Raw genomic sequence first — 19,443 nt, forward strand, 5'->3', positions numbered from 1 at the left:
TCAGGATGTCATGATAGTTCAATATTGATCCTGCCTTTTCATGGTTTTACGATAAGCAGCAGGTGTGGTTCCTGTCAGTTTCTTAAATTGCCGATAAAAATGGGGCAGGCTCTCGAAGCCGCAGGCATCGGCAACAACGGCCATGGTCTCATCGCTTTGAAGCAGATGTTCTTTCGCCATAATGACCCGGCGGGCCAATGCAAAATCAGTTAGTGTCATACCCGTATACCTTTTGAACGCACGGCTGAAATGAGCAGGGGATACCGCTGCTTGCCGTGCCAGCTCTGGCAAGGAAAAGCCCTTGCGCAGCTCTTCATCAATATGAGTCAGCGTAGAGGAGAGCCAACCTGGCCCAGGGACACTCCTGCCAGGGCTAGCCGGACCAGCTGACTCCAGCCGCTCCAGAAAAATAAGCAGCAGCTGCAATCGCAGCAGAGCTGCGTGGGCACTCAAGTGATGTTCCAACTTGAATTCTGCATGGATGTCTTCAATAAGTTTAGCAACCTGGGCTTGTTCCTTACCCTCCAGATGTCTCTTGTACACTCTGCGTTTGCGGCAGCGTTCAAACAGCGATAGCATGGCTGACGCACTGCCCCCCGCTGTAGATGCCAGTAATCCTGGACTGAAGAACAAGGCAGAGGATGTCACCGGATTTCCGGCATCTGGCAATGCGCGATGTACCGTGCTGCCCGGAATAATAAACAAATCACCCTCCTGCATATCTTCAAGCCCGGTATCAATGAAAATGGTGCCCTGCCCCCGATATACATAAATAATTTCATGCCAGTCATGAAGATGATCCGGCAATTCGTTCTGAGGGGACTTGGTATCTGCATACACCAGACGAAAGGGAATGCCCGAGTCCGCCTGAATGGTCGTACGAACGGGTGAACGTTCCATTCGATCTCCTTTCAAAACAGTGGTCACAGAAAAGATGGATATATCTGGTCATGAAAGAGTACATTTACCGCAATATAAGCAATTAAATTCCCTTTTATTGATGATACAATGAATTTAAAGCGTTTTCAATGGAAGTATAGCGGCTGCGCAGCTTGTAGCCAGGCATCTGATAATGACAAATAAAACGATGAGGTGAGTGTTCATGTCGGCGAGCACGAAAAGACCAAGGCTGAAGCTAAATCTGCTCGGAAGTGACAGTCAGCGCAGATGCAAAGAAGTGATGGATCGCCCCATAAAGGTACTGCAGATTGGCGAAGGCAACTTTTTGCGCGGGTTTGCAGACTGGATGCTTCATGAAAGTGCCAGACAAGGCAAGTTCCATGGCAGTATTGCTGTGACGCAGCCTCGGCCAGGCGGAAAGACAAAGCTGGAACAGATTCGTGACCAGGACGGGTTATATACGATGATTACCCGAGGTCTTTCCGAGGGAAAAGCGGTGGAACGTACAGAAATAATCTCGATTTTTTCAAAGTGTATTAATCCGTACGAAGAATGGCAGGATTTTCTGAAGCTTGCGGAACTGCCTTCCCTGGAGTTTGTCATCTCCAATACAACCGAGTCCGGATTGAAATACACGTATACAACGTACGTCCAAGGTGAACCGGTACAATCGTTTCCGGGTAAACTGACCGTTTTCCTACATCAGCGTTATTTGCGATTTGATGGGGACCCGTCCAGGGGATTGGTTCACCTGCCGTGTGAATTGCTCGAAAGTAATGGGGATGTACTGCGCAGCTGCGTCTTGCGGCATAGTGAGGATTTCGGTTATTCGGAGGGCTTCCGTTCATGGATTGAGAACCATAACCTGTTCCTGAACAATCTGGTCGACCGGATTGTCACGGGTGCGCCGACCACGGAAGAAGCCGATGCCCTGACGAATCGCTGGGGATACGAGGATCAGCTGATCAATACGGCAGAGCCATATCATTTCTGGGCCATCCAGGCAGATGAGGCACTGGACAAAAAACTTCCCCTGAAACAGTCGGGACTCAACGTACACTGGGTCAAGGATCTGAAACCTTTCCAGCTGCGCAAGGTTCGTATTCTGAATGGGGCGCATACCCTCATGTCATCGCTCGGTATTCTGCATGGCAAGCAGCATGTGAGAGAGACAATGGAAGACCCGCAGTTTGGCTCGTGGATTAGGGAAGCGGTTCATCAGGAGATCGTGCCTGCCCTGGATATGCCGGACCTTGATCTGGATCAGTACGCAGAAGAAGTGTTTGAACGTTTCCTCAATCCGTATATTGATCACAAGCTGCAGGATATTGCATTAAATACAGTAGGAAAGTTCAAGGTTCGTGTGCTGCCAACACTTCTGGCCTATGAACAAAATCAGGGGAACTGGCCTGCACGGCTTGTAAAGGGATTTGCAGGATTGTTGTGTCTTTATCGTCCGGTGAACACGCCAGACGGTTATAGGGGACAGCGACTGAACGGTGAGTCCGTCCTGCTCCGGGATGATGTGGATGTATTGGCTGCACTCGCCAAGCATTGGGATAGTTATGATCCTTTGAAGAGAGATAAGCAGCAATTAGACCAGAGCGTAGCTGCCGTTTTGTCTGATGTATCGATCTGGGGAGAGAATCTGGATGATCGAGAGGGGCTTCGCGAAGCACTCGTTCACGAAATTGGTTTACTGGAAGGTGAGAGTTGATGAACACAACACGTACAATCAATGACTGGATTGCGATTCAACCGCAGGATGATGTCATTATTGCCCTTCGGGATTATGTAAAAGGGGAAAGCATTACGCTGCCAGACGGTACTACTTTTACACTAAAGGATGATGTGCCCAAAGGCCATAAAATAGCTGTGCATACCCTCGCACCGGGTGAGGACGTGATGAAATACGGTTTTTCCATTGGTATTGCCAAAGAGCAGATTGAGCAGGGGAGCTGGATTCACAGTCATAACCTCAAGACAGGACTTCACGGGTTACTTGAATATCAGTATCAGCCGGGAGAACCTGTTCAGACGGACATGCCACCGGAACACCTGCGCTCTTTTGATGGATATCTGCGTCCTAATGGTGAAGCAGGTATCCGTAATGAAATCTGGATTGTAAATACGGTCGGCTGCATTAATAAAGTATGTGAAGCATTGGCTCGCATGGGGCAGTCCCAGTTCGGGAGCAGGATCGATGGCGTGTACCATTTCCCGCACCCGTTCGGTTGCTCGCAGCTGGGGGATGACCTTAAGTATACGCAACAGGTGCTGGCTTCCTTGGTGGAACACCCGAATGCCGGCGGTGTGCTGGTTATTGGACTGGGATGTGAAAATAATCAGGTAGATCAGTTCCGCGAATGTATCGCACCCGAGTATCGGGGGAAAGTTCGTTTTCTCAAAGCGCAGGAAACAGATGATGAGCTTGAAGAAGGTATGCGCCTAATGGAAGAGCTGGTGGAGCTTGCTGAACATGAAGAGCGTCAACCGCTACCACTGAGCAAGCTCAAAATTGGATTGAAGTGTGGTGGTTCGGACGGTCTGTCGGGTATTACGGCGAATCCGCTCGTTGGTTCCGTTGCAGATATGCTGGTTGCTGCGGGTGGAACTGCGATATTGACTGAAGTTCCCGAGATGTTCGGTGCTGAGACCATTCTGATGAATCGGGCGGCTAATGAGCAGGTATTTGATGATTTGGTAGACCTGGTCAATGGGTTTAAACAATACTTCGTGAACCACGGTCAGAATATATATGAGAACCCTTCCCCTGGAAACAAAGCGGGGGGAATTACAACGCTGGAGGAAAAGTCATTGGGATGTACGCAAAAGGGAGGACGTTCTTCCGTAGTTGATGTTCTCCGTTATGGCAAACGTGTCACGCAAACCGGTCTGAACATTGTGGAAGCCCCGGGCAACGATCTGGTGTCTGTTACGGCACTGTCTGCTGCAGGTGCACACATTGTGCTCTTTACGACAGGTCGCGGGACGCCGTTTGGAGGCCCGGTTCCTACTGTCAAGATCGCGACTCAATCGGAGCTAGCGAATCGGAAAAAGCACTGGATTGATTTTAACGCAGGTCAACTGCTCGAAGGTCGGTCGATGGAAGATGTCAAGGTACAGCTGTTCAGCCAATTGATTGATATTGCTTCAGGCCGGGCGCATACGCTCAGCGAGCAGCATGGATTTCGTGAGATCGCGATTTTCAAGGATGGGGTCATTCTGTAAGTAAGATTCGTTGTTACCTTCATTATCTGTCTTATGCACTATATAATGCACTATAAACGTTCTTTCCAGCATAAATCCCGGTGTCCTTTGCGACTGCCGGGATTTTGCTGTATACATGCATGCTATTCAATTCGTTGCAAAGGCTTTTTGGATTTTAGCCAATGCTGCAGCAGAAGCGTGTTTCTCCAATTGATGCAGCAGGAGTTCGCTCGCTTCTGCGACGCTACCCTCGAACGGCTCAATGCCCTGACGTTTCATCCAGTGCCCTGAGGTCTCATAAGCGGAGCTGTTCCAGGCAACCTTGCCTTCAGCAAGGCCTTCTTTCTCCTTGGTTCCACAGATCACAATGGCGCTAATACGCTGGAGGTCCAGCAACCCCTGATCAAACGTTTTTTTATCTTCTTTCGCCCCAAAACCTGCCTGTGAGCGCAACGCCCGACCATCAATCCCCTCTTGTTCCTCAATTATTTCGTACAATTTGAAGGCTTCTCGAGAGATCAACCCTGCATCATATTGTTCTTCCATGACTCTGGGATCCGCTAGCAGCCGGTGCACCCATGGGTAATATTCGCGAGAAACGAGAATGGCTTTCTTTTTGACAAATTTGCCATAGGCAGCGACACCTTCTTCGGCAAGTCGGGAACGCCACAACCAGGGATCAAGATCATTGTCCTGGTGCCAGTTCTCTTTAGGGGTTATGGAGGACAATGAAGGGTATTCAGGGAACAAGGGGGCCAGTGGAAGCAGTCCCACAGCCTGTATACGCTGTACAGCTTCTTCATAAGTTACGATGGGTTCGTTTATCATGGACTTTGGCAATCCTCCTTTTAGTGTGTACTGCAACGATTATGGTTGGAAGCCAGATACATCTGACTTACTTCTTCGGCATGCTGGCGAATCTCGTAGCGTAGAGCCTCGGGTTCAAGCACTTCTGCTTCACGTCCCAAGCGGTAAAAAAATTGTATGGCCCAAGCCCATTCACCAGGAGGACAGAGGAAAGATAATTCCCAGACGTCCGGGGCAATCTCGGTCAGCAGTTCACCAATATGCTTGTCCTGTTCTGCCTCGATCATTCCGCTGTAACTCAAACGTGCTGTAACACGCGTTGGGGAGCGCTCGGGAGCGCTCGGTTTGCTGCGCTGTCGTTCAGCTTGTTCCGCCAGCGTTTGTGATTCGGGAAGACCAACCGGCTTGACGTCCAGAATGCGGTCAGCCCTGAACAGGCGCTGTTCACCATGCTCCTTCGAATACGCTTCGCAATACCAGAAGCCGGCAGAAGCATAGATTCGAACAGGACAGATCGTAAGCCAGCGCTGACGGGAAGCAGAGCGGTATAACATACGCAACCACCCCTGATCCGGGATACAAGCCAGAAGCGGTTCCAGATGATGGAGGATATAATTCCGCTCGGGAACATCATGTTTCAGTTGCTTAAGCATGGGATCCATTCTTGCTTTGACATCATCCGGGATAAGGCTTTTGATTTTGTCCATTAATGTCCAGCGCTTCTCTTGAAAAGGGGTGTCTGCATAATGGCTTATGCCTTCAAGAGCAAAGATGAGAGTAGCTGCTTCAACCGGATCCAATTGCAGTGGGGGCAGTACATACCCATCCATAAGTCTGAAGCCGCCTCCGGGACCGGAGATGGCAATGATCGGTACATTCATCTCGGAGAGAGATTGGATATCCCGCAGGATGGTACGGCGGGAAACCTCAAATTTTCCTGCAAGGGAATGTGCCGTTTCGTGACCATGCTGCAATGCCATAACGATGGCGGCAAGCCGATTTGTTCTATTCATGTCAGCCACTCCGTTTCGAGGGTGCGCCGCCGGAGAGGATGCTGGAGTACAACTCCCATTGTAGCAGGGGATAAGTGACATCTTGGTTGTCACCAATTTTCGCAGCATATTATTTTATTCAATGCTGCATCTGCTTATTTGGAGATTGCTTCCTTGTTCCCGGCGGGGCGTCGTTAAATTGTGTGTCTGGTCCAATTCGCTTCGCTTCGCGGTATTTCCTTCTATCAGGGGACCTCACAAATAATGACAAAAACCCGTTTCCGGTCTAGACGGATACGGGAAGTAGCAGATTGAAAGAGGTATAAACCTCGAATAGTTAAAATTTTAACTATTTAGACTCATTTGAGCCGGAAATAGGGTTTAATGCGATGTACATGGTAACATGTTGTATCATCAGATTCTTAAAAAATTATTTCATTTCGAGCAGTTGCACACCGCGGCCTTTAATCTCGATCCTACCTGAAAGGGTCTGATCCGTGAGCAAATCATGAGCCTCAGCATTACCCAGATCATAGGACTGAGTGGTGGCGTTGTGATTCATGACAAACAGGTACTGTTGTCCATCCTTGGTACGAGCAGTCACCTCAACACCTTCTGGCGTTTCCAGAAGAGAATCCATATTTTTGGCTGCAGCCAGCTGTTCCAGCAAATCGTCCAGGAAACGATCTTCCGGATCGGAAGCTACATACCAGGCTTCACCTTGACCAAAGGTGTTACGCGTAACCACAGGCATGCCTTTGTAGAAGTCGTCTCCATACTCGGCGATGACTTCAGCACCTTCACTGTGTAACAGATCGCACAACATGCCGCAACCATATTCTCCTTGAAGATTACCATAGGCTTCTTTCAGGACAATACGGTTTTTTTGCTCAGGCAGCAGGGCATCAATTTCTTCAACCCAGATACCGAGCAGCTTGCGAAGCTCACCCGGGTAACCACCGGTAGTCACAATGTCGCTCTCATTAACAATGCCACTGAAGAAGGTTGTCAGGAATGTTCCACCCGCTTCAACGAATGTCTCCAGTTTGGTCGCAAAGCCTGGTTTAACCATGTAGAGCACCGGAGCGAGCACGATGTCGTATTTACTGATATCCGTATCCACACTTACAATGTCCACCTGAATGTTGCGACGGAAGAAGGCAGCGTAGTATTTGTGAATCTGGTCCACATAGTTCAGCGCAACGGTAGGTCCGCTGGATTTCTCGATTGCCCACCAGTTGTCCCAGTCAAACACAATCGCTACTTTGGCTTCAACAACAGCATCCAGCGTTTTATCGCCAAGCAGCTGCAATTCCTTGCCCAGCTCCGCAACTTCACGGAATACTCGTGTATTCTCATGTCCGACATGTTCAATGACTGCCCCGTGATATTTCTCGCAAGCGCCGACAGAACGGCGGAGCTGGAAGAACATGATCGTATCCGCGCCATGGGCGACGGACTGGTAACTCCACAGACGCATGACGCCGGGACGTTTCAAAGAATTATATGGCTGCCAGTTCTGCTGGCTTGGAGTCTGCTCCATGAGCATGAACGGCTGACCGTCTTTCAGTCCACGCATCAGATCATGCGCCATCGCCGTGAAGCTTACCGGAGTCGCAAGACCCGGATAGCTGTCCCAGGAGACGATATCCATGTATTTGGCCCACTTGAAATAGTCCAGCTGTTTGAAGAACCCCATCAAATTGGTAGTAACGACCGAATCCGGGATATGTTTCTTGATCGCATCATATTCCAGACGGTAACAGTCGAGCATGCTGTCCGAGTTGAAACGGGAGTAGTCAAGCGAAATGCCCTGTAACGTGGAATTGTTGTTTCCCCAGTGCTCGCTCAGGTTACTCGGCAGTACAATCTCATCCCAATCGTAGAATGTATGGCCCCAGAAATTGGTGTTCCATGCTTTGTTAAGCTGATCCAAGGTCTGATACCGTTCTTTCAGGTACACGCGGAACGCTTTCTCACAGTTATCACAGTAGCAGTCGCCGCCATATTCGTTGGAGATATGCCATACAAGAACAGCGGGATGGTCCTTATAAAGTTCCGCCAGTTTATCTGCAATCCTTTCGGAGTATTTGCGGTAAGTTGGGCTGTTTGGACAAGAATTATGCCGTCCACCGAATTTGCGTTTGCGTCCATCCGCATCGACACGCAGTACATCCGGGTATTTCTTTGCCATCCATGCTGGATGGGCAGCAGTACTCGTCGCAAGGCAGATGTATACACCGCTTTCATACAGACTATTGATGAGTTGGTCCAGACCTTCAAAATTATAAGTGACTTCATCAGGTTGAATCAGTGCCCATGAAAATACGTTAATTGTCGCAATATCAATCCCTGCCAATTTGAACATGCGCAGGTCTTCAAGATGGGTCTCGTGATCCCATTGTTCAGGGTTATAATCGCCCCCGTAGAACATTTTGGGTAACTTGCTACTAATCAAATGTGTTCACCTCTTGTATAAGAATAATTCTATACTATATGATGAATATGACTTTTAAAATATAAGAAAAGTAATGAAGTATATAAGAATATGGAACTGTAATATTGTTTTTGTTCAAAGGAGAGAATCCCTATGCTTATCTCACCCGATCATCGGCGCTATTTTATGACCCCCCGGGATCAGCCGCTTCCGCTCTACATTGAAAGTATAGGATACAACGGCAATCAGGAGAATGTGTTCAGACCTGCCGGATATCCTTGTTATCACTGGCTTCAGACCGTGAAGGGAGCCGGAGAGTTCAAATTTGCAGGTTCAACAGCAGTTCTCGGAGAGTCATCAGGCATTTTACTGCCGCCTAATGAGCCGCACGAGTATGTACGCTCGCAAGGTAAGTGGGAGACACTTTACATTACATTTGGAGGCTCCCAGTGCCCTGCCATCGCAGAGTCACTTGGTTTGGGAGAGGCAGCCCTTCACCAGTGGGATCCAGAAAGCCCGCTTGAATACTATGGCAGGGAAGTACTGGGTTCCATCAGCAGTGACCAGGATTTATCCGGCTTGGAAGCGTCAGCGGACATGTACCGATTTCTGATTTTGCTTAAAAAACATGGCATGACAGGCAGTCGTTCTTCGATCTCCCATGCCGTGGAACGGCTGGCTCCGTTAATTTCATTTATGAATGAACACTATGCCGATCCAGATATCGGTCTGGAGCAGATGGCCGCCATCCCAGACATTACGCCCCGACATCTGAATACTCTTTTTAAACAATCCTTTGGCATGACCGCCTACAGTTATTTCCTTCTCCTCCGTATTCGCAAATCGAAAGAATGGATGACTGGAGACAGCAAGCTGACCGTCAAGGAAACGGCTGCAAAGGTTGGTTTTCGGGATGCAAGTCATTTCGTCGCTACATTTCGACGGATTGAGGGTGTAACCCCTGAGCAGTATCGAAGATTATATTAATCGTTCAGAAGTAACAAATATGCTAAAAAACACTGTTCAAGCATGAAGGTTCCGTGTAACCTGTACCAAATTGAACAAAAAGTGATACCAGGAAGGTATTGATGCACAAGGGTGCTTCCCGTTATGATGGTATCGATTCCTTAGATTGGAAAGTGACTATACGGATGAACGTATCCGTTCTATTTTAGAGAGGATGATCAAATTTGACACCAACCATACCATTGTGGAACCATGCTGCACCTTATGCAGCCCAAGGTCATGAGGACGAGATGCCTCATCTGATTCCATTTATTCAACCCGGTTCCGAGAGCGCTGTCATTGTGTGCCCAGGCGGGGGCTACGGATTTTTGGCAGATCATGAAGGGGCTCCAATTGCTGAATTGCTGAATCGGGCGGGGATCAGCGCATTTGTGCTGAAATATCGTGTGGCTCCGCACCAACATCCTGCACCTATGGCAGATGGTCAGCGAGCGATCCGTTATGTACGGGCTCATGCCGAGGAATTCGGGATACTGCCTTCCAAAATTGCTGTGCTTGGTTTCTCGGCAGGTGGACATCTTACTGCCACGCTGGGCACCTTGTATGACGAGGGTCAACCAGACCATGAAGATCCTATTGAACGGGAGAGTTCGCGCCCGGATCGGGTTATTCTCTGTTATCCGGTGATTACGATGGAATCCTATGGACATGCCGGTTCTCGTGAGAATCTGTTGGGGGCGAACGTGTCTGCCGAGCAGATTAAGGCCTTCAGTGCAGAGCAACAGGTGAAAGCCGATGCTCCTGAAGCATTTATCTGGCATACGAGTGACGATCAGGCAGTACCTGTGGAGAATAGTTTGCGTTATGCGCTCGCACTGGGTGCGCAAGGCATTCCCTATGATTTGCATGTATTCGAGAAAGGTTCACACGGTCTGGGATTGGCAAAGGATAACGAAGCTGTTCGGGCCTGGTCTGACCTGTGCCTGACCTGGCTTAAGAATCAAGGATGGTAACACCCAGCTGGCTGTAATCTTTCTGTGCTTGAATATGAAATATGAATTACGTAATCCCATATATTTTAACGCTTGATAGAGCGAAGGAGAAAACGACAATGAAATTGCAAAAAAATGACAAGCTGCTCTTTATCGGAGATTCAATCACAGATTGCGGCCGTGTACATCCTGTTGGTGAAGGTAGTTCTGGCCTGGGGCATGGCTATGTGGCGCAAGTGTATGCCTTACTGCGTTCCATCTACCCGGAATTGATGTTACGGATTCAAAATGTGGGTATTGGTGGTAATACCATTCGTGATTTGAAGCAGCGCTGGGACCGTGATGTGCTTGATCTCAAACCGGACTGGCTAACCATCATGATCGGGATCAATGATGTATGGCGTCAATTTGACAATCCGTTGTCCACAGATTCACAGGTTTTCCTGGAAGAGTACGAGTCCACTTTGCGTGATCTGGTTGCTTCGGTTCGTCCTGGACTAAAAGGGCTTGTTCTGATGAGTCCTTATTATCTGGAAGCCAATCCGGAAGATCCGATGCGGGCTACGATGGATATCTACGGTGAAGCTGTTCGCAGAGTAGCCGCTGAATTTGATGCCATTTTCGTGGATACCCAGGCTGCGTTTAATCCATTCTGGGATCATTTCTATACGTCTGTGCTGACTTATGACCGCGTTCATCCTGATGCTACAGGCCACATGATTCTGTCCAAAGCGTTTCTGGATGCCGTTGGGTTTGAATGGTCAGGCGGCGTCAAATCTTAAAAGGATGTGATGGAATGAGCAACTTGAACATTGCAGTACATACCCCGGCACTGCTGGGCGAAGGTCCAAGCTGGGATGCTGAATACAATCGATTATTATGGGTGGATATTGAAAGTTACAAGGTCCATGTATATGTTCCGGCCACAGGAGAGGATCGCACTTATGATGTTGGTGAGCATGTAGGGGCGGTTGTGCCATACCAGGGTGATAAGGTCATCGTTGCGTTGCGAAGTGGCTTCCATACCTTTAACCTGTTAACGGGAGAACTGAACCCCATTGAAGATCCGGAGAAGGGCAAGGACAACAACCGTTTTAATGATGGGAAGTGTGACGCTCTTGGACGCTTCTGGGCAGGTACGATGAGTATGAACGGTGAGAGCAAAGCGGGGGCATTTTATTGCCTGGAAGAAGGGCAGCCTGTTCGCACGATGTTTAGGGATGTGTCCACGTCCAATGGCTTGGGCTGGAGTCCGGATCAACAGAAAATGTATTATATTGATACGCCGACAAGGTCCATTGACCGTTTTGATTTTGATCTGGCTGCTGGAGATATTACGAATAGGACAAGTGTAATTGCTATACCGGAGGAGTTCGGCTTTCCGGATGGAATGACCGTAGACAGTGAGGGGATGTTATGGGTTGCTCATTGGGGCGGAGGAAGGGTCACTCGCTGGAACCCGCATACAGCAGAGTTACTGCAACAGATCGAGGTACCCGCAGACCAAGTGACTTCCTGCTGTTTCGGAGGACCTGATCTGGAGGACTTATATATTACGACTGCCCGAATTGGCATTAAGGAAGAGCGGCTGGCGGAGACGCCGGATGCGGGTTCTCTGTTTGTAATCAGGCCGGGTGTGAAAGGGCAGAAAACGTACGCGTTTGGCGATGTAACGAAAGCGGACAGCAAGTAAACTTCTGTCAGGGCCAATCACGCTGGCTTTTCAGGAAAGAGTACTCTTTTTTAATATAACATGACACAAAGGATGCTGTTGATGACGGCATCCTTTGTTGTGTTGTCGTTCGATAAGGGGAAACTTCAAAAAAATGTGCAGGAGTGAAATTCAGGCAGAAGGTGTTTCTTAATTGCCATCGAATGTTATTTATTGAAAGAATTATCCAGATGATGACGGTTAGCGAATATTTATGAAAGCGTTTTAGTTAGCGGAGAGGAGGTGGTGCTGGCTGCCTTGACCGATGCATTAAATGTCTGAGACTGCACTCATCAGCATGATGACACAGCAGGGGTAGGTCGGATGCGAAGAACATATTGAAGAGGAGGCTAAGTAACTATGAAAACGTTTTTGGGGAAATTGCGTATCATGAGCATGACAGTTGCCGTTGCAGCTGTTTCACTGGGAATACTCGCCGGGACAACAGATGCAGCACCAAGCGATTCATACCAGTGGAAAAATGTCGTGACCGGAGGTGGAGGCGGATTTGTACCGGGTATCATTTTCAATGAATCTGAAAAAGATCTAATTTATGCCCGAACGGATATCGGGGGAGCATATCGCTGGAATCCGGTGAACGAGAGTTGGATCCCGCTCACCGATTTTGTCGGTTGGGATGACTGGAACAAAAACGGTGTTGATGCGCTGGCAACACATCCGGTTGATCCGAATCGGGTGTATATGGCTGTTGGCACGTACACGAATTCATGGGACAAAAACAACGGCTCCATCCTGCGTTCTACAGACCGTGGTGATACTTGGCAGACAACGACTCTTCCGTTCAAAGTGGGCGGCAACATGCCTGGGCGTTCCTTGGGAGAACGCCTGACCGTTGATCCAAACAAAAACAGCATTTTGTATTTTGGTGCACGTAGTGGCAATGGACTCTGGAAAAGTACGGATTACGGGGTAACCTGGAACAAAGTAACGAGCTTCCCGAATCCCGGAACGTACGTGGAGGACCCGTCTTCCGAGTATACGAGTGACATCGTAGGCCTCTCTTGGATCACTTTTGACAAATCAACAGGCTCCGCTGGACAGGCAACACAGACCATCTATGTCGGGGTAGCTGACAAAAATCAAAGTATATACCGCAGTACGAATGGAGGAGCCACTTGGTCTGCTGTCGCTGGACAGCCTACAGGTTATTTGCCGCATCACGGGGAGCTGGATGCCGATGGCAGTCTATATATCTCGTACAGCGATGGTGCAGGCCCTTATGATGGGGAGAAGGGAGCGCTGTGGAAATTAAATACAACTACAGGAGTATGGACTGACATTAGTCCGGTGCCAAGCAGCAACTCGGACAATTATTTTGGATATGGTGGACTGGCCGTAGATGCTCAGCATCCCGGTACACTAATGGTTGCAACCCTCAACTCCTGGTGGCCTGATGCAAATCTCTTCCGCAGTACGGATGGTGGAGCTACCTGGACCCGCATCTGGGAATTCGAAGGATATCCAAACCGCAAAATGCGCTATACACAGGATATTTCGGCCGCTCCTTGGCTGACATTCGGGACGAATCCTGCACCACCTGAAGTGTCTCCGAAACTGGGATGGATGATTGGTGATCTGGAGATCGATCCGTTTGATTCCGACCGTATGATGTATGGGACGGGTGCGACCATCTACGGAACGAATAATCTTACAGATTGGGATGACGACAACAAAATCAATATTTCAGTGATGGCCAAAGGAGTTGAGGAGATCGCTGTCCTGGATCTGATCAGCCCGCCAAGTGGGGCTCATTTGTTAAGTGGAGTAGGGGATGTCTCCGGATTCCGTCATAATGATCTGGATCAGGCACCAGCTGCGATGTTTACCAGCCCCAACTACTCTTCTACGGAAAGTCTGGATTTTGCAGAGTTAAGTCCGAATACGATGGTTCGCGTAGGGAAAGCAGACTACACGGCTGATCCGAATGCAAAATCCATTGGTTTATCCAGCGACGGAGGTACAACATGGTATAAAGCCAATGCAGAGCCTGCAGGCACTTCCGGAGGAGGAACCGTAGCTATCTCTGCAAATGGTAACCGACTTGTATGGAGCACGTCAGACAAGGGGGTGCATTATTCCACTGGCGGCAACTCATGGACGGCGAGTTCAGGTATACCCGCACAGGCAAAAGTGATCTCCGACCGGGTGAACCCGAACAAATTCTATGGATTTGCTGCTGGTAAAGTCTATGTGAGTACCAATGGGGGTGTCTCCTTCACTGCATCTGCGGCTACCGGGCTTCCGGCAGAAGGCAATGCGGATCTGGATGCTGTTCCGGGTAAGGAAGGCGAGCTTTGGTTTGCAGGTGGCAGTGAAGATGAAGGGCCATATGGTCTGTGGCATTCCACTGATTCGGGAGCGAGCTTTACCAAGCTGGTCAATGTAGAGGAAGCAGACAGCATCGGTTTTGGCAAGGCGGCACCTGGACAGAACGTGGTTGCACTGTATACGATTGCACAGATTGACGGAACGCGCGGATTTTTCCGTTCCGATGACGGTGGAGCGAATTGGGTACGGATTAATGATGATCAGCATCAATATGCACGCGTGACCACCATTACAGGTGATCCACGTTTGTATGGAAGGGTATATCTGGGTACGAATGGGCGGGGCATTTTATATGCTGACCGTATTGGCGGAAACAATGGCGGTGGAGAAGGAGGCACAAATCCGGTAACCAGTTCGACGATTACACCAGTGACTGCGGAGTTTGACAAGAACACAGGCAACCAGTCCAATATTCCTGTAACGTTGACCCTGAACGGCAACACGCTTAGTGCTATACGTAATGGTAATTCGATGCTGGTTTCAGGTATGGACTACACACTATCGGGTAATCAGGTGGTATTGAGCAAAACGTACCTGGCATCTTTGCCCAAAGGAAGCACAGCGTTAACATTCCATTTCAGTGCAGGCAATGATGCCATCCTGAATCTGACCATCCAGGACACCACAGCTGTGCCAGAGGGCACCATTCGGATTGAGATGTTTAACGGAACGACTGCGGCAACGGGGAACTCCATCAATCCCAAGATCAAGTTAACGAATACAGGAACTACGACTCTCGATCTTTCGGACATTAAAATTCGTTACTACTATACGATTAATGGCACTCAGGCTCAGAACTTTTTCTGTGACTGGGCAACGGCTGGGAATGAAAATGTTACAGGTACGTTTAGTGCGCTGTCGACCCCGGTAACCGGAGCGGATCATATGCTGGAGATCGGATTCAAATCTTCAGCCGGTTCACTGGCAGCGGGGCAAAGTACTGAAATTCAGGCCCGTTTTTCCAAAAGCGACTGGACCAACTATACTCAGACGGATGACTATTCATTTGCTGCAACTCAAACAGCCTATGCCGACTGGACCAAAGTAACAGGATATATCGCCGGAAGTCTTCAATGGGGGATCGAACCGTAGACTTAAACTTGAAATGAAATTTTGTGTGAATCTAAATGTATATCGATAAAAAGTCCCGGCTTGCCGAAATGATTCGTGGCGGGCCGGGGTTTCTTATTTTGTCGAAATATAGTGTACACTAAGGAGAGTTTCCATCAGTATTTTGCTCAATTCGAATCATCTTGCTTCCGGGTACAAGATATAGACGAATAGATGCATTTCGATCTATATCTTGCTGATTGAAAGACGCTCTTTAGATTTGTGCAAAATGCTTACCATTGATTAAACGTTGGTTTTGAGATATAAAAAAGAGTACAAAACTTTAAAATTAATGTAACCGTTAACACGGGGAGGCCATTCTATCCGATATATTATGGTATTACCTGTACAGACATAGAGGATTAGATAAGGGGGTCAAGGGTCATGAACCGGTTGTGCAAGGTGCTGATTGTTGACGATGAGTTTCTTGTAAGACAAGGCATTAAGCACCATATGAATTGGGAATCCCAAGGTTTTCAGATTGTGGGTGAAGCTTCCAATGGAGAAGAAGGACTTGAACAGGTGCGTTTGTTACAGCCGGATATTGTCATTACAGATATCGTGATGCCTGTGATGGATGGGGAAACCTTTGTCCGGACGTTAAAAGCCAGTTATCCGCAGATTGAGGTTATCGTACTTAGCAGTTTCAGTGAATTCGAATATGTACGTTCAACGCTCCAGAACGGAGCAGCAGACTATATATTAAAACCGAAACTGGATACCAATGAATTATTACAAGTGCTTCAGCGTACTGCTGGCAAAATTCCCGAATTACAGTTTGAGCCTTCTCATGATGGTTGGAGATTAGGCCAACTGATGGAAAAGATGCTGTCCGGCTTTACGTTGGATGCAGGTAACGAAATGGATATGATTAGAGAGACGTTTCCTCACCAGTGCTTCCGCTTACTTGTATATATGTCGAAGGACATGCGAGCACATGTACACAAGCTGGATAACGAGCAACTGGAGTCCAGGATACGAAGCCAGCTTCCTGACGTGGAGTGCGCAATCGTTCCGGCCGAAGGCACGTCAAGCGTGGTGCTCCTTAATGTAGAGCCTGCGAAGGATGAATGGATGGTACAGCGGATCAAGGAGTTGGCCAGTGAGAATAAGGAGGCGCAGGACGGATCTTGCTGGGTGCTAAGTGATAGCTTTTCTTCATTTGAAGAGATGGGAGACGTATATCGAACACGTCTGATCAAGCTGATGGAGTATGGCTTTTATTATGAGGACCGGTCTATTCTGGTTTATGGCGAACTTCCACCTCTCCATCCTGCAGGGTATCAGTTCAATGTGAATATGTTTTTGCAGCATGTGAAGCGAAATCGGACAGAAGCGGCAAGAGAATATTTGCAAGAGCATGCGCTTACGTTGGGACGGGATTATATTGCAGATGTGTTTGAAATTAAGTCGTTTCTGGGCAATCTCATCTTTAATGTAACCATTACTCTGGCAGATATGGATGTGCAGTCTGCTGCGCTGGAAGAGAGCAAATATGCCTATTTCAAACATGTGGATGGCGCCTCCAGTCTAACAGAAGCAATGAATGTGCTGGATCAGTTCATGGCTGAGGTACAGGGGTGCATGACTGGAGAAGGTGGACGACGAAGTGATCCGAATATGAAAATGCTGCTGGAATATATGCATGAGCACTTTGATCAGCCGCTCGGGCTAGCGGAAGTAGCCAAGCATTTTCATTTCAATCCATCGTACTTGTCCAGTTACTTCTCCTCTCACAAAAAAGAGGGCTTTAATGAATATTTGAACAAAATAAGGATTGAAAAGGCAGAGGAACTTCTGAGATCGGATCATGTTACGATCTCTGAAATCAGCAGCATGGTGGGCTATTCAGACCATAGCTATTTCTGCAAGGTGTTCAAAAAATTTACCGGACTGTCTCCAAGCCGATACCGGCGCAAGTTCTGGGCATGAAGTCAGAAGGGCAAAACGATGAAGAAATGGATGAATGCGTTATCCCGTCTTGGATTGTTTCCAAAATTGTTTCTGGTTATGGTGATCAGCATTGTTCTCGTGTCGGTACTTATCCTGTGGACAACCATTCACATGTCGACCCGACTGTTTACCGAGACGTTCAGCATTACCAATTCCAAAGTGCTGAACCAGATCAAAACGAATTTTGAATCCTTTAATGATGCTATTGCAGCGGTAGCCAACAATGTAAGCCAGAGCGGCTCGATCCGCGGCTTTTTGTCCGAAGGTGAGGGCGATTCACTTACAATGGCGAAGTCCTACTATCATATGCGGGAGGCGATGGATCGAATTCAGACCATCACAGAATCGTATGAGGTGGGCATCACGATAAGTGGCATCAACGGACGCACGTATTCAACCGATCGTTCTCACTTGAGCATGTCGGTAGACGAGCTGAAACAGATGCCTATTACGATGGAGGCGACCAAGCTGCCCAGCCGATTGATTTTCGACGATTATCGTCTCGACGAGGGCTCGGGTTCAGAACAGATGATATCCGCGACCAAAGCGCTGACCAATCGAAGCGAGGGCAGTATGTATGGCATGTTATACGTCACGATGAGAGAGCGTATGTTCCGTCAGTTCTATAGTAGCTTTACAAGCAGGGGCAATGATGTGGTCATCCTGAACGAAAACGGGGAGATTGTTTCCTCCAATCGGGAAGATTGGATCGGGACTCAGCAATTGCAACTGCTATCGTATGCGAGACAAATGAGCAATGATAACAGTAAAGGGGTTAACGCACATGTAATGGAGCAAGATAGCGTTGTTCTGTCGGAATACTTACCCATTTATCGCTTCTATATCGTCAATGTGGTCGATAAGGAGCAGGCGATGGGACAACTGCTGGATATGAAGACCATTGCCCTGATCTGTGCGGCTATCGTTGCAGGAGCACTTGTGCTGGTGTTTCTTATTACGAATCAGATTACCAAGTCGCTCCGCAGGCTGGTGAAACAGATGTCCAATATTACGGAAAGTGATCTGGATAATTATATTCCGGTCAGTGGCAGCTATGAGAGCCGACAACTGAGTCATGCTTATAATTACATGCTGGACGAACTGCATGATTATGTGGATCAACTGGTGATGACTCAACGTGAGCAACGAAATGCGGAGCTTGCTGCTTTGCAGAGCCAGATTAATCCTCATTTTCTATACAATACACTCGCTTCGGTTAAGGTGCTGGTACAGCAAGGCAATAAGGATCGTGCAGCCGAGACCATCAACGCATTGATCTCGCTCCTGCAAAATACGATTAGTGACGTAAGTGAGACGGTCACGGTGGAGCAGGAAGTGGAGAATTTAAAAAATTATGTGTTCATTAATCACGTCAGGTACGGCGGACGGATCAAGGCAGCTTTTTATATATCCCCGGATTGTACCCTTTATCATGTGCCCAAGCTGGTGATTCAGCCCTTTATCGAGAATGCGTTCTTCCATGCCTTTATCAAGAAGGATACAGGAACGATTCATGTGATGGTGTCCAGAGCAGGTGAATCACTGATCTGTGAGATTATGGACAATGGCGACGGGATTGAGGGCTTCTCCATGGGAGAGTCGCTGCCCAATCCGAAGAACAATCGACAGCTGTTTAGTGGAATCGGTATACGTAATGTTCACGACCGAATTCAACTGCTCTATGGTACGCCATACGGTGTTACGATCATGAGCACGCCTGGCGAGGGAACCAGAGTGACGGTGACGCTCCCTTTAATCACTCAATAATGGCACAACGAGCTGCGAATCTGTATTGACCGCTCCGAAAGAGTCTTCCGAACGCTGCATTGTAGCAGAATAGGAGGGCTCTTTTTAATGCAAAATAATATCCATTGGATGAAGCAAAAAGGATCATTGGTAAACATTTTAGATGGAAAAAGTACAAATTCAAAAGAAATTACCATAATCCAAAATTAATGCAAGCGGTTTCTGTAAAGGTTTTCATTGTGGCAATAAGATGACAAATCGGCACAAAAT

Annotated in this window: 13 protein-coding genes; 9 read left to right on the forward strand and 4 right to left on the reverse strand. The window is 48.2% G+C overall.

What is annotated here, in order from left to right; genetic code table 11:
- Positions 1-18: 18 nt before the first annotated feature.
- Positions 19-900, reverse strand: coding sequence for a helix-turn-helix domain-containing protein (locus ACFTRD_RS07090; RefSeq protein WP_379378369.1), 882 nt, complete (start codon positions 898-900; stop codon positions 19-21).
- 202 nt (positions 901-1,102) lie between these two features.
- On the opposite strand from ACFTRD_RS07090, the gene ACFTRD_RS07095 reads away from it, so the two are divergent.
- On the forward strand, positions 1,103-2,617 hold the full coding sequence (locus tag ACFTRD_RS07095; protein WP_379378371.1) for a tagaturonate reductase: 1,515 nt from the start codon (positions 1,103-1,105) through the stop codon (positions 2,615-2,617).
- A complete protein-coding gene (locus ACFTRD_RS07100) occupies positions 2,617-4,131 on the forward strand; it encodes a UxaA family hydrolase (RefSeq protein ID WP_379378373.1) in 1,515 nt (504 codons plus the stop codon). The genes ACFTRD_RS07095 and ACFTRD_RS07100 overlap by 1 nt, the downstream gene beginning before the upstream one ends.
- Before the next feature lie 126 nt (positions 4,132-4,257).
- On the opposite strand, the gene ACFTRD_RS07105 is transcribed toward ACFTRD_RS07100, so the two are convergent.
- The 3 genes from ACFTRD_RS07105 to ACFTRD_RS07115 form a co-directional block, all read right to left on the reverse strand.
- Positions 4,258-4,938, reverse strand: a complete 681-nt coding sequence (locus ACFTRD_RS07105; RefSeq protein WP_379378375.1) for an AlkZ-related protein — start codon at positions 4,936-4,938, stop codon at positions 4,258-4,260.
- A gap of 20 nt (positions 4,939-4,958) precedes the next feature.
- The gene (locus ACFTRD_RS07110) at positions 4,959-5,930 is read right to left on the reverse strand and encodes a helix-turn-helix transcriptional regulator (protein WP_379378377.1); all 972 of its coding nucleotides are present in this window, start codon (positions 5,928-5,930) and stop codon (positions 4,959-4,961) included.
- Between the two features lie 409 nt (positions 5,931-6,339).
- On the reverse strand, positions 6,340-8,367 hold the full coding sequence (locus ACFTRD_RS07115; RefSeq protein ID WP_379378379.1) for a beta-galactosidase: 2,028 nt from the start codon (positions 8,365-8,367) through the stop codon (positions 6,340-6,342).
- 132 nt (positions 8,368-8,499) lie between these two features.
- Between ACFTRD_RS07115 and ACFTRD_RS07120 the strand changes: the two genes are divergently transcribed.
- The 7 genes from ACFTRD_RS07120 to ACFTRD_RS07150 all read left to right on the forward strand — a co-directional run bounded on the left by ACFTRD_RS07120 (position 8,500) and on the right by ACFTRD_RS07150 (position 19,194).
- Positions 8,500-9,333, forward strand: a complete 834-nt coding sequence (locus ACFTRD_RS07120) for an AraC family transcriptional regulator (RefSeq protein WP_379378381.1) — start codon at positions 8,500-8,502, stop codon at positions 9,331-9,333.
- 203 nt (positions 9,334-9,536) lie between these two features.
- A complete protein-coding gene (locus tag ACFTRD_RS07125; protein ID WP_379378383.1) occupies positions 9,537-10,325 on the forward strand; it encodes an alpha/beta hydrolase in 789 nt (262 codons plus the stop codon).
- 98 nt (positions 10,326-10,423) lie between these two features.
- Positions 10,424-11,086 (forward strand): SGNH/GDSL hydrolase family protein, encoded by a 663-nt coding sequence (locus ACFTRD_RS07130; protein ID WP_379378385.1) that lies wholly within the window; start codon positions 10,424-10,426, stop codon positions 11,084-11,086.
- Positions 11,087-11,100: 14 nt separating this feature from the next.
- Entirely contained in the window at positions 11,101-11,997 is an 897-nt protein-coding gene (locus tag ACFTRD_RS07135) for an SMP-30/gluconolactonase/LRE family protein (protein ID WP_379378387.1), read from the forward strand.
- A 378-nt stretch (positions 11,998-12,375) separates the two neighbouring features.
- Positions 12,376-15,456 (forward strand): X2-like carbohydrate binding domain-containing protein, encoded by a 3,081-nt coding sequence (locus ACFTRD_RS07140; protein ID WP_379378389.1) that lies wholly within the window; start codon positions 12,376-12,378, stop codon positions 15,454-15,456.
- 402 nt (positions 15,457-15,858) lie between these two features.
- Complete coding sequence (locus ACFTRD_RS07145; protein ID WP_379378391.1) at positions 15,859-17,406, forward strand: response regulator; 1,548 nt, start codon at positions 15,859-15,861, stop codon at positions 17,404-17,406.
- Positions 17,407-17,424: 18 nt separating this feature from the next.
- A complete protein-coding gene (locus tag ACFTRD_RS07150) occupies positions 17,425-19,194 on the forward strand; it encodes a cache domain-containing sensor histidine kinase (RefSeq protein WP_379378393.1) in 1,770 nt (589 codons plus the stop codon).
- Positions 19,195-19,443 lie beyond the last annotated feature (249 nt).

It is taken from the genome of Paenibacillus sp. NPDC056933, from assembly GCF_042674385.1.
GTDB lineage: Bacteria > Bacillota > Bacilli > Paenibacillales > Paenibacillaceae > Paenibacillus.

What these genes read in the sequence shown, in the direction of transcription:
- ACFTRD_RS07090 (WP_379378369.1), bottom strand. Translation starts at nt 900, where the DNA reads ATGGAACGTTCACCCGTTCGTACGACCATTCAGGCGGACTCGGGCATT.
- ACFTRD_RS07095 (WP_379378371.1), top strand. Translation starts at nt 1,103, where the DNA reads ATGTCGGCGAGCACGAAAAGACCAAGGCTGAAGCTAAATCTGCTCGGA.
- ACFTRD_RS07100 (WP_379378373.1), top strand. Translation starts at nt 2,617, where the DNA reads ATGAACACAACACGTACAATCAATGACTGGATTGCGATTCAACCGCAG.
- ACFTRD_RS07105 (WP_379378375.1), bottom strand. Translation starts at nt 4,938, where the DNA reads ATGATAAACGAACCCATCGTAACTTATGAAGAAGCTGTACAGCGTATA.
- ACFTRD_RS07110 (WP_379378377.1), bottom strand. Translation starts at nt 5,930, where the DNA reads ATGAATAGAACAAATCGGCTTGCCGCCATCGTTATGGCATTGCAGCAT.
- ACFTRD_RS07120 (WP_379378381.1), top strand. Translation starts at nt 8,500, where the DNA reads ATGCTTATCTCACCCGATCATCGGCGCTATTTTATGACCCCCCGGGAT.
- ACFTRD_RS07130 (WP_379378385.1), top strand. Translation starts at nt 10,424, where the DNA reads ATGAAATTGCAAAAAAATGACAAGCTGCTCTTTATCGGAGATTCAATC.
- ACFTRD_RS07135 (WP_379378387.1), top strand. Translation starts at nt 11,101, where the DNA reads ATGAGCAACTTGAACATTGCAGTACATACCCCGGCACTGCTGGGCGAA.
- ACFTRD_RS07140 (WP_379378389.1), top strand. Translation starts at nt 12,376, where the DNA reads ATGAAAACGTTTTTGGGGAAATTGCGTATCATGAGCATGACAGTTGCC.
- ACFTRD_RS07145 (WP_379378391.1), top strand. Translation starts at nt 15,859, where the DNA reads ATGAACCGGTTGTGCAAGGTGCTGATTGTTGACGATGAGTTTCTTGTA.
- ACFTRD_RS07150 (WP_379378393.1), top strand. Translation starts at nt 17,425, where the DNA reads ATGAAGAAATGGATGAATGCGTTATCCCGTCTTGGATTGTTTCCAAAA.